The 9,178-nt window shown below is 69.5% G+C and carries 12 protein-coding genes; all 12 read left to right on the top strand.

The window, feature by feature from the left end:
• The first annotated feature begins 172 nt into the window (after positions 1-172).
• The 12 genes from JHD63_RS24210 to JHD63_RS20370 are packed head-to-tail and all read left to right on the top strand — an operon-like array spanning position 173 to position 9,171.
• Positions 173-1,015: a hypothetical protein gene (locus tag JHD63_RS24210; protein WP_233168493.1), complete on the top strand. Its 843-nt coding sequence runs from the start codon at positions 173-175 to the stop codon at positions 1,013-1,015.
• 2 nt (positions 1,016-1,017) lie between these two features.
• Positions 1,018-1,545 carry an integrating conjugative element protein gene (locus JHD63_RS20420; RefSeq protein WP_198972639.1) on the top strand — a complete coding sequence of 176 codons (528 nt, stop codon included), beginning with the start codon at positions 1,018-1,020 and terminating at the stop codon, positions 1,543-1,545.
• Positions 1,546-1,562: 17 nt separating this feature from the next.
• A complete protein-coding gene (locus tag JHD63_RS20415) occupies positions 1,563-2,162 on the top strand; it encodes a PFL_4695 family integrating conjugative element protein (protein WP_233168492.1) in 600 nt (199 codons plus the stop codon).
• Positions 2,155-4,410 (top strand): type IV conjugative transfer system coupling protein TraD, encoded by a 2,256-nt coding sequence (traD, locus tag JHD63_RS20410; protein ID WP_198972638.1) that lies wholly within the window; start codon positions 2,155-2,157, stop codon positions 4,408-4,410. Before JHD63_RS20415 ends, traD begins: the two co-directional genes overlap by 8 nt.
• Positions 4,407-5,180: a DUF4400 domain-containing protein gene (locus JHD63_RS20405; protein ID WP_370590594.1), complete on the top strand. Its 774-nt coding sequence runs from the start codon at positions 4,407-4,409 to the stop codon at positions 5,178-5,180. The genes traD and JHD63_RS20405 overlap by 4 nt, the downstream gene beginning before the upstream one ends.
• A gap of 26 nt (positions 5,181-5,206) precedes the next feature.
• Positions 5,207-5,527 (top strand): integrative conjugative element protein, RAQPRD family, encoded by a 321-nt coding sequence (locus tag JHD63_RS20400; RefSeq protein WP_198972637.1) that lies wholly within the window; start codon positions 5,207-5,209, stop codon positions 5,525-5,527.
• Positions 5,528-5,563: 36 nt separating this feature from the next.
• Positions 5,564-5,800, top strand: a complete 237-nt coding sequence (locus tag JHD63_RS20395; protein WP_198972636.1) for a DUF3262 family protein — start codon at positions 5,564-5,566, stop codon at positions 5,798-5,800.
• 37 nt (positions 5,801-5,837) lie between these two features.
• The gene (locus tag JHD63_RS20390) at positions 5,838-6,215 is read left to right on the top strand and encodes a DUF2976 domain-containing protein (RefSeq protein ID WP_198972635.1); all 378 of its coding nucleotides are present in this window, start codon (positions 5,838-5,840) and stop codon (positions 6,213-6,215) included.
• 7 nt (positions 6,216-6,222) lie between these two features.
• Positions 6,223-6,669 (top strand): TIGR03750 family conjugal transfer protein, encoded by a 447-nt coding sequence (locus JHD63_RS20385; RefSeq protein WP_233168491.1) that lies wholly within the window; start codon positions 6,223-6,225, stop codon positions 6,667-6,669.
• A complete protein-coding gene (locus JHD63_RS20380) occupies positions 6,666-7,406 on the top strand; it encodes a PFL_4703 family integrating conjugative element protein (protein ID WP_198972634.1) in 741 nt (246 codons plus the stop codon). The genes JHD63_RS20385 and JHD63_RS20380 overlap by 4 nt, the downstream gene beginning before the upstream one ends.
• Before the next feature lie 2 nt (positions 7,407-7,408).
• The gene (locus tag JHD63_RS20375; protein ID WP_198972633.1) at positions 7,409-8,494 is read left to right on the top strand and encodes a TIGR03749 family integrating conjugative element protein; all 1,086 of its coding nucleotides are present in this window, start codon (positions 7,409-7,411) and stop codon (positions 8,492-8,494) included.
• Between the two features lie 8 nt (positions 8,495-8,502).
• Positions 8,503-9,171: a hypothetical protein gene (locus tag JHD63_RS20370; protein ID WP_233168490.1), complete on the top strand. Its 669-nt coding sequence runs from the start codon at positions 8,503-8,505 to the stop codon at positions 9,169-9,171.
• The last annotated feature ends 7 nt before the right edge of the window (positions 9,172-9,178 follow it).

The following is a 9,178-nucleotide window of genomic DNA, read 5'->3' as shown; positions in this document are numbered from 1 at the left end:
AGATGTGTATAAGAGACAGGCGCCCGAGGAGCCGCCGCGCCGCTCCGGCCGCCCCGGGCGCGGCCGGAGCGGCAGCGGTGCGGGCAAGCCGGGCATGCGCAGCCTCCTGGTCGCCTGTGGCCTGGGAATCGCAGTCCTCGGCTACCTCCAGTTCGGCCCCAGGTCGTCGCCCTTGCCGGATCTGCTCGGCACCCGCCTGCCCGCAACGGGACTGCCTGAGCCGGCTGCCGAGGAACCGGCCAGGGACACCATCGACCCCCGCCTGGGTGGTCCCGAATCCCGGCCCCAGGAGTGGGCCGTGCCGGCAGCGGCAGGCGCCGTGACCCAGGCTGAAACCGTGACCGCCGAAGCAGCGGCTGCGCCGGAGCCGGTGCGAGAGGAAGCGGCTGCACCAGCAGCCGCCACCGTCCCGCGGAACCTCCCGGTCGTTCAGGCCGTCCCGGCCGTAGAAGCCGTCCAGGCGCCTGCCGCGCCGGCCCGCAGCGGGCCGACGAACGCAGAGCTGCTGGAGCAGCTCCGACAAATGCAGTCGGCCCTGGCTGCTTTGACCCAGCAACTCGGCCAACTGCAGCAGGCCCACGAATCGTTCGCAAGCGCGAGCGCTCGGCGTGGGCCGCCGCCGGCGCCCTCCCCTGTCCCGTCGCCAGCGCCGGCTTCCACGGCAGAACGCAAGCCTGCACAGCACAAGCCCGCCGGCGCGCCGGCCAAGGTGGCGGCCGTTCGTCCGGCGACCCAGCGTCCACCGAGGATTCGGCCGCAGGAGACGCCTGCCGCAGTGGCGGAGAAGCCGGCCGCGCCGCTCGCCGGGCAGTTGGTCGCGGTCGACATGTGGAACGGCGAGCCGTCCGTCGTGGTGGCCTCCGGCGTGCCGGGGGATCGCCGCCTGCGCGTGCTGCGCCCGGGCGATGTGGTCAACGGCCTGGCGCTCAAGTCGGCCGATCCGGTGGCGCGCTCGGCCACCTTCGCCGCGCCCGGCAGCGCGGGCCTGACCCTTTTTGTGAACCAGGGAGGCTGAGCATGCGCGTGGCATACCTCCTCGCGGCCCTGGCCGCACTGCATGCAGCGCCCTCGATGGGGCAGGTTCGGACCTCCCGCACGGCCGAGGGCAGTTCCACGGCGGCGATCACCGAGGCTGCGCGGACTCAGGCCGATGCCACCGACCGCGCGCTGCGCGAGATGTGGGGCCTGAGTGCCGAGGAGATGCAGCGGGCCAAGGTGCTGGCCCTCGGGCCGCGCGCCAGCTTCTCCGTGGACAAGCTCAGTCCACTGGAGGTGCTCGGCATCCACGCTCGCACCGACGCGGAGCGGCGCCAGTACGCCGAACGTCTGGCGCGGCTTTTCCGCGAGGACGTGGAGCGCAGCATCGCGTGGGACCGGGAGATGCAGGCGGCCATGGCCCGGCTCTACCCGAATGAGCCCATGGTCAGCTACGAGGGCCTGCCCAGGGTCCGCAGCTCGGTCGGGGCGGCCGACATGGCCAACGTGCCGCGCGGGCAGATTGTCGAGCAGGCCGCTCCCGCGCCTCGGCATCCCCTGGGCAGGTGAGCATGCGCTGCCGGGTCATGTCTGTTTCATGCGTGCTGGCGATCCTGGTGTCCCAGCTCATGGCTGCGCCCGGGTTCGCCCAGGGCCTGCAGCCGATGGACACGCCGCCGGCGGTCCTCTACGACAGCGGGCGCAGTGTGCCCCTGGCGCCCTACCTGGCCCAGCTCGCGGGCGATGCGGAGGATTCCGGCGCGCTCGCGGGCGTGCAGTTTCCCTTCGGCACGAAGCAACTTCGCAGCGCTGTGCTGGCGAAGGACGGCATGCCGGTGTTCAACGCGGCCTGGATGACGCAGCCCACCTTCGTGGTCGCGGCCGACGAGCTCTCGATGCGCTGGCTGGCGTTCAACCATGCCCGCCTGGTGCAGGCCCAAGCCGTGGGCATCGTGGTCCGGGCGGGATCGGTCACCGCATACCGGGCGCTGCAGCGCCTGGCCGCGCCGATGCGGCTCGCGCCCGACACGGGCGGCTGGCTCTCGGAGCAGCTGGCCGCCGCGGGTGCGGGCGTGTATCCGCTGCTGGTGCACACCGATGGCCGGGCATACCAGATTCTGTTCCAGGCCTTCGAGGGTGAAGGCGCAGGCGTTGGGCAACACCGCACCGGGGACCACGATGAGTGAAGCAGTCATGGAAGGGCTGCTCAGGCCTCCGATCGAGGGCTGGAGCGCGGTGACGGCGTTCGGCATCGCCGGGGTGGCCGTCGCCGCGCCGTGGGCGCTGATGATGCCGCAGCCGCTGGGCCTGCTGACCGGCGCCATTGCCGCGGGTTTCGGCTGGATCCGCACCCGCGAGGCGCTGGGCGTGTACCGCTACCAGCGCGGTCTGAAGTTCACCAAGATCACCCGCGTGGCGCCGCACAGGCTGCCGGTGACCAAGGAGCACCTGTACCTGGGCGAAGGCTTCGAGTGGACCCAGAAGCACACGCAGCGCAAGCTCGACACCCAGCAGAAGAACGTGCAGGAGTACGTCCGCCCGAGCGCGCTGGAGGTCCGCCTGGCGCGCGCCGGCGAGAAGATCCGCCAGTGGACCGACCAGAAGCCGGCCGCACCGCTGCGCAAGGTGGTGCGCGCGGCCGTCGACGTCGGCGGCACTGCCAACCCATTCGCCAGCGGCGTGGACCTGGGCGGCACGCCGGTGCTGCACGGCGTCGGCGTGCTGCAGGAAGGGCCCGTCAAGCTGAGGCAGGCCTCGCGCAATGGGCACATGCTGGTCATGGGCACCACGCGGGTGGGCAAGACGCGGCTGCTCGAACTGCTGGTCACCCAGGACATCCACGCTGGGCACGTCGTCATCGTGATCGACCCCAAGGGCGACGCCGAACTGATGCTGCGCATGCACGCCGAGGCGCGGCGCGCGGGCCGGGAGCAGAGCTTCTATCTGTTCCATCTCGGCTATCCCGACATCTCCGCGCGCTACAACGGCATCGGCAACTTCGCGCGCATCACCGAAGTGGCGGGCCGCTCCACCAATGCCCTGCCCTCGGCCGGCAACTCGGCCGCATTCAAGGAATTCTCCTGGCGCTTCACCAACATCGTGGCCCAGGCCCAGGTCGCGCTCGGCCGCATCCCGACCTACGAGACGCTGCTCAAGGACGTGACCGGCATCGACCCGCTGTTCATGGACTACGCCAACATGATGTTCCGCAAGCTGGCGGCCGAGGGACGGTTCAAGGACTACGAGCGCCGCCTGCAGGAGCTCCAGGCCCTCATCCAGGCCAAGAAGGCGCCAGTGCCGCGCAGCCTGGCCGACCGCGCGCCCGATCTGCTGGCGATGTTCCTCTTCATCAAGGAATCGCGCCTGGACGACAAGGTGCTGCTGGGTCTGGCCGCCGCGTTCAGCTACGAGCGCAGCTTCTACGAGAAGATCGTCGCAAGCCTTGGCCCTTTCCTCGAGAAGCTCACCTCCGGCGCGGTCGGAAAGCTCATCTCCCCCGACTACTTCGACCCGAACGACAAGCGCCCGATCTTCGACTGGATGACGGTCTTCCGCCAGGGCGGCATCGTGTACGCGGGCCTGGACGCCCTCTCGGACTCGGTCGTGTCGTCCGCCGTCGGCAACTCCATGCTCTCGGACCTGGTGTCCGTCGGCGGCAAGCTCTACAAGACGGGCCTCGATCCGCACACGCCGGGCGGCAAGCTCAAGCTGCCCAAGGTCTGCTGCCATTTCGATGAGGTCAACGAGATCGCCGGGCCGGAATTCGTGCCGATGGTCAACAAGCTCGGCGGCTCGGGCTTCCAGATCACCGCCTACACGCAGTCGATGTTCGACATCGAGGCCAAGGTCGGCGACAAGGCCAAGGCCGGCCAGATCATGGACAACTTCAACCACTTGGTCATGCTGCGCGTGCGCTCGGTGGCCACGGCCAACCTGATTGCGGATCAACTGCCCCAGGTGAATGTGGTGCATCTGACGCCGATGTCCGGGGTGACCGACACGGCAGCGCAGGGCAACGGGGTGGATTTCACCAGCCGCAACGACGACATCGTCACCTCGGTCAAGGCGCCGCTCTTCGAGGCCTCGGACATTCTCGAACTGCCCCAGGGGCAGGCGTTCGCGCTGCTCGAAGGCAACAGGCGCTTCAAGATCCGCATTCCGCTGGCCGACACCACGGGAGATCCGTTCATCCCGAAGTCCTTGAAGGTAGTCGCCGAGGACATGAAGCGGCGCTATCGCACCAGCGAGCGCTGGGCCGCGGAGACGGACTGGCTGGGCGCGCAGCCGCTGGGCGCGGGCGCCTCTGGCCTGATCGATACGCACCTGGCCGAGGATGCAGACGACGATGCCCATGTCGCCGCCGTGCAAGGCACGCAGGGCTCCGCGCTGGCGCACAGCGCCGTCATGGGCAACCTCATGGGGCACTCGTCGTGAGCGCCGTGCGGCCGCCGCCCAAGCCGCGCGCCACCGGGCCGGTGGAGCTCGCGTTCAGCGTGACTTTCGGCCTGATCAGCGTGACGATGAGCGCCTGGGTGGTCGGCCTGCTGATCGAGATCGGAGGCGGCTATCTGCTGTGGAAGGGCGAAGGCGTGCGCCACGCGCAGAGCATGGTGCAGCAGGACCTGGCCTACATCGCGGCGGCGCCGCGCAGCCTGCTGGTGGCCGACACCGTGGGGTTTTCTCTGAAGGTCGCCCGCTGGGTCCGCCTTCCCTACGAAAAGCTCGGCGTGCTGCGCTGGTACCAGCACCTGCGCGCCCCGCGCGCCGACAAGGGTGCTCCCGCCACGCAGCCCTCCTCCTCACTGCCGAGGCTTGGGCAGTTGAAGGGCCTGGCCGAGGCCGGCTCAGGCCTGGGCCTGGTCCTGAGCGAATGGGCGTTGATCAGCATGTTCGTCGCCCAGGACGTGTTCCTGCGGCTGTGCATTGCGGCCTTCGCCATGCCGGCCTTCGTGCTGGCCTGCCTGATCGGCATCGTCGATGGCCTGGTCCGGCGCGACCGGCGGCGCTGGATGGGGGGCCGCGAGTCCTCCTTCGTCTACCACCACGCCAAACGCTACACCGGATGGGCGCTCACCGGCGGCTTCGGTCTGTACCTGTCCTGGCCCTTCGGCGGCTTCAACCCGGCCTACATGGTCATGGTCTTCACGGTCCTGGTGGCCGCGACCCTGTCGACCACCGTGGGCGCCTTCAAGAAATACGCATGAGTTCTGATTCTGACAAGGAGGATTCGATGAAACCCACCCGCATGCCACGCCGCATCTTCGCGTGGATCGTGACCGGCCTGCTGGCGACCACGGCCGCGGCCTGGGCCGCAGGCACTGACGACGAGCTCGAGCGCGAGCGCCTCTCGCGCATCGCCGCCGAGATCGAGCAGGTGCAAGCCATGGTGGCCGAGGCCGAGCGCTCCGCGCCCACGGGCCAGCGCGTGAAGTTCCGCTACGACTGGCTGCAGCGCGACCTGGAGATGCTGCGCCAGGGCGTCATCTCGCACGTGGACGCGCCGCGCCAGCCGCGCCCGGTGGCGCCGCTGCGCGGCGACTACCGCCAGTAGGCCCGCACGAGGACAGACAGCACAAGGACACACAGCATGTACGGCGACATGAAGGCGGGCTTCCTGCAGGGCGCGGGGGTCGATCCGGCGCGGATGAAGGTGGTGCTGCTGGCCCTCGTGTTCGCTGTCGTCCTGGTGATCGCGGCCTGGATCAGCGCGCAGCTCGCCGAAGGCTACGGCAGCGGGGAGTTGGAGAAAGCCGAAGTGGTGCGCGCGCTGGTCCTGCTCCTCGTGCTGGTCCTGGTCCTTTTTTCCTTCCTGGCCTGGCTTTGATCCAGGTCCAATTTTCTTTCAACGCAAGGGGATTCCCATGAAGCTCATTCGTCAATATGCAGTGAAGTGCGCCCGCTACGCGCTGGCGTGCGCGGCCGCGGCCCAGGGCGCCGCCATGGCGGCGCTGCCCAACATCCCGGCGCCCTCGGGCGGCGGCATCGGGGGAGCACCGGTTCAGGATGGCGACTGGCTCTCGATGATGGGGGCGTACTTCAAGGTCGGCCTCACGCTGCTCGGGTTGGTGCTCGCCGCCCTGGCGTTCATTTCGGTCATCACCGGCGCGATGCGCCGCTGGAAGGAATACAGCAGCGGCCAGGTCCAACTGGGTGAGCTCAAGGAATTTCTGATCGTGGGCGTCGTGGTGGTGATCTTCGTCATCATGATGGTCAACTACGCGATTCAGACACTGGCCTGACGCTCCCATGGCACAGGAACACTCTGATCCCGGCTTCGGCGCCATGCGCGCTCCGTTGACCGATCGCGTGAATTCGGAGCCGCCGATCATCAACGGCATGTCCGCGACGGAGGCGGGCTACCTGGGCCTGGCCTCGCTCACGGTCAGCGCGGCCGCAGGCGGCCTGCTGTACGCGCTCACCGGCTACTGGCACTTCATCTTCGCGGTCTGCGTCGTCGGGCCGATGCTGACCCTGTGGTACGGCTCGCTGTACCTGCAGCAGGTCAAGCGCGGCAAGCCCGAGGGCTGGTACGTGCAGGTCGTGCGCATCTGGTGTGGCGACGTCGGCCTGGCCCGCAAGCACTTCCTCCAGCACGACGGCTACTACGAGATCGGCCGCCGGCTCGGCTTCACCGTGACCGGCGGCGGCGCACAGGCCACGGGTCGCATCACCCCTTCGTCCGCAAGACCATGAGCAGCGGTCAATTTCTGGATGCCCTGGCATCCGAGCGCAGGCACAACGAGCGGCTCATCAGGATCGTCTTCGCCGTGGTCGCGCTCGGCGTGGTCAGTACCTGGCTGGCCTGGAGGCAGCCGAAGTCCATCGACGTGCATCTGGCGCCCGATGTGCGCGCCGGCGACACCGTGCGCGTGAGCAATGGGCGCGCGCCGGTGCCGCCACCGAACGTGTATGGCTTTGCGTACTACATCTGGCAGCAGGTCAACCGCTGGCAGACCGACGGATCGAAGGACTATGGCCAGCAGATCTTCAGCATGCAGTACTACCTCACGCCACGCTGTCAGGCGCAGCTGCAGGCGGACATGGAGCTGCGCCAGGGCAAGGGCGAGCTGCGCCGGCGCACGCGCCAGATCACCGAGATCCCCGGCTTCCCCTACAGCGAGAACCGCGTCCTGAGCGAGGGCGCAGACGCCTGGACGGTGCTGCTGGACATGCAGGTCACCGAGACCTTCGGCGGGGTGTCCGTCAAGGACGTGTTCATCCGCTATCCGCTGCGCGTGGTGCGCTTTGACGTCGACCGCGAGCGCAATCCGTGGCACCTGGCGGTCGACTGCTTCGGCGCCAACCGCCCGGCGCGCCTGAACCCGGCCGACCTGAAGACTGGCGCGGAGGTCCGCGCCGACCTGACAGCACCTCGCCTGCCAGGAACGATTTCTCCTGCAAGCCTGCCGCGCGATACCGCCGTCGATTGACCATGCAATACCGAAAGCTCCTACCCTCGCACCGCATGCGCCTGGTCGGCCTGCTGGTGGCCGCCAGCGCTGCTCAGCCGAGCCTGGCCCAGCAAGTCGAGCCGCTGAACGCAGGCGCGCCGCCGTCCGATCTGGTCAGCGGCAGGCCGGCCGATCCGCCCGCTGCCCAGACGGAGGCGATCGACCTGGGCCAGGCGCCCACCGCGGCCAGCAGGCCGCCTGTGACTGCGCCGCGGGTGGTCGCCGGCATGAGCATGCCGGCGCCACTGGCCGGCGCCGGGCGCTCCTCGATCGCCCGGGCCGCCGCAGCCCGCGCCACGCTGCGCAGCGTGGGTCCGGCGCCGCTGGCGGCAGTGTCGGCATCCACGGCCGAACGCACCGTCTTCGCGCGCGAACCCGTCCGGGTGAACCTCACGGTGGGCCAGGAGCGCCTGGTCACCTTGCCGGCAGAAGCCTTGCTGCACGTCCCGAACGACATCGAGTCCGTTGCACGCGTCGAGTCGATCGGCGGCACCCTCTACGTCACCGCGCTGGTGCCCTTCACGCCCATCCGCATCGTCGCCGAACTCGTGGACAGCGGCCAGCAGATCCCGCTGGATCTCGTCGCCAGCAAGTCTGCCCTGGGCGCAGGCGAGCTGCAGGTGTCGGTGGTCGAGCCGGGGACGGTGGCGCAGCCCTCCTCGCCCGAGGCCCAGGCGGCCGCCGCGGCGCAGGCCCCGGCGCCGGAAATCGACATGGTCCAGCTCACCCGGCATGCGGCGCGCCAGCTGTACGCGCCCAGGCGGCTGGCCAGTCCGCTGCCAGGCGTCAACCAGGTGCCGGTGGCCCACGATCCGGTCACTGCGCTGCTGCGTGGCGCAAACGTGCAAGCCGTGCCGGTGGGCCAATGGAAGGCCGGCGCGCTCTACGTCACCGCCGTGCGCGTGACCAACCAGTCCCGCTACCCGCTCGAACTGCCCCTGGAGTCCTTGCGCGGGCGCTGGATCGCCGCGACCGCCCAGCACGGACGCATCGGCGCCGCAGGAAGCGATACCGATACCACCGCGCTGTATCTGGTCTGCGAGCGCTCCTTCGAATCCTGCCTGTAGGAGCAAGCATGGCCGTCAAGAGCAACAGATTCGTCCCGGTGCTGGTCATCGTGGCGGTGGCCATCATTGCCACCATCTTCTACATGAACCGCGGCGCAACCGCCGTGTCCGAGCCGATGAAGAGCGTGCCGCTGCCCAAGACTGCGGGCGCGGATGAGGACACGCCCGCCGAGACCCTGGCCACCGTGGTGGCCTCCAACCGCGAGCTGCGCCAGGACGTGCAGCGGGTGATCCGCGAGAACGACGAGCTGCGCAGGCAACTCAAGTCGGGCAACCCGGGCTCCGGCGCCGGCACCAGCCTGACACCTGCCGATCCCACCGCCGCGCCCGCAGTGGACCAGGCCGCGCCCGTGCGGCCGGGCAGGACAGGCTCCACCACGCCGATCGACGTGCTCAACAACGCCTGGGGCAACGCGGTGGGCACCCTGGGCGCCCTCGGCGGCCAGCAGCAGCCCGGCGCGCCGGGCGCCGTGGCCGCTGACGGGGACTCAGCGCTCGACTCCGCTGCCGGCGCCGTGGGCTACAAGATGGTGCCGCCCATGGGCTATGTGGCACAGACCAGCACCCAGCAGGGCATGGTCACGACCCGCTACGTGCGCAGCCCGGCCAGCGCAACGGCCGCGGCGGCCTGTCTCTTATACACATCTGACGCTGCCGACGAAGAGAACCTAGTGTAGGGGGAGA

It is taken from the genome of Xylophilus sp. ASV27, from assembly GCF_016428875.1.
Taxonomy (GTDB): Bacteria; Pseudomonadota; Gammaproteobacteria; order Burkholderiales; family Burkholderiaceae_C; genus Xylophilus.
The sequence above is the reverse complement of the archived record's forward strand: the minus strand, read 5'-3'. Positions and strand labels throughout refer to the sequence as shown.

Excerpts from the sequence above, each read along its gene's own strand:
- JHD63_RS20420 (WP_198972639.1), top strand. The coding sequence starts at position 1,018 with ATGCGCGTGGCATACCTCCTCGCGGCCCTGGCCGCACTGCATGCAGCG.
- JHD63_RS20415 (WP_233168492.1), top strand. The coding sequence starts at position 1,563 with ATGTCTGTTTCATGCGTGCTGGCGATCCTGGTGTCCCAGCTCATGGCT.
- traD (WP_198972638.1), top strand. The coding sequence starts at position 2,155 with ATGAGTGAAGCAGTCATGGAAGGGCTGCTCAGGCCTCCGATCGAGGGC.
- JHD63_RS20400 (WP_198972637.1), top strand. The coding sequence starts at position 5,207 with ATGAAACCCACCCGCATGCCACGCCGCATCTTCGCGTGGATCGTGACC.
- JHD63_RS20395 (WP_198972636.1), top strand. The coding sequence starts at position 5,564 with ATGTACGGCGACATGAAGGCGGGCTTCCTGCAGGGCGCGGGGGTCGAT.
- JHD63_RS20390 (WP_198972635.1), top strand. The coding sequence starts at position 5,838 with ATGAAGCTCATTCGTCAATATGCAGTGAAGTGCGCCCGCTACGCGCTG.
- JHD63_RS20385 (WP_233168491.1), top strand. The coding sequence starts at position 6,223 with ATGGCACAGGAACACTCTGATCCCGGCTTCGGCGCCATGCGCGCTCCG.
- JHD63_RS20380 (WP_198972634.1), top strand. The coding sequence starts at position 6,666 with ATGAGCAGCGGTCAATTTCTGGATGCCCTGGCATCCGAGCGCAGGCAC.
- JHD63_RS20375 (WP_198972633.1), top strand. The coding sequence starts at position 7,409 with ATGCAATACCGAAAGCTCCTACCCTCGCACCGCATGCGCCTGGTCGGC.
- JHD63_RS20370 (WP_233168490.1), top strand. The coding sequence starts at position 8,503 with ATGGCCGTCAAGAGCAACAGATTCGTCCCGGTGCTGGTCATCGTGGCG.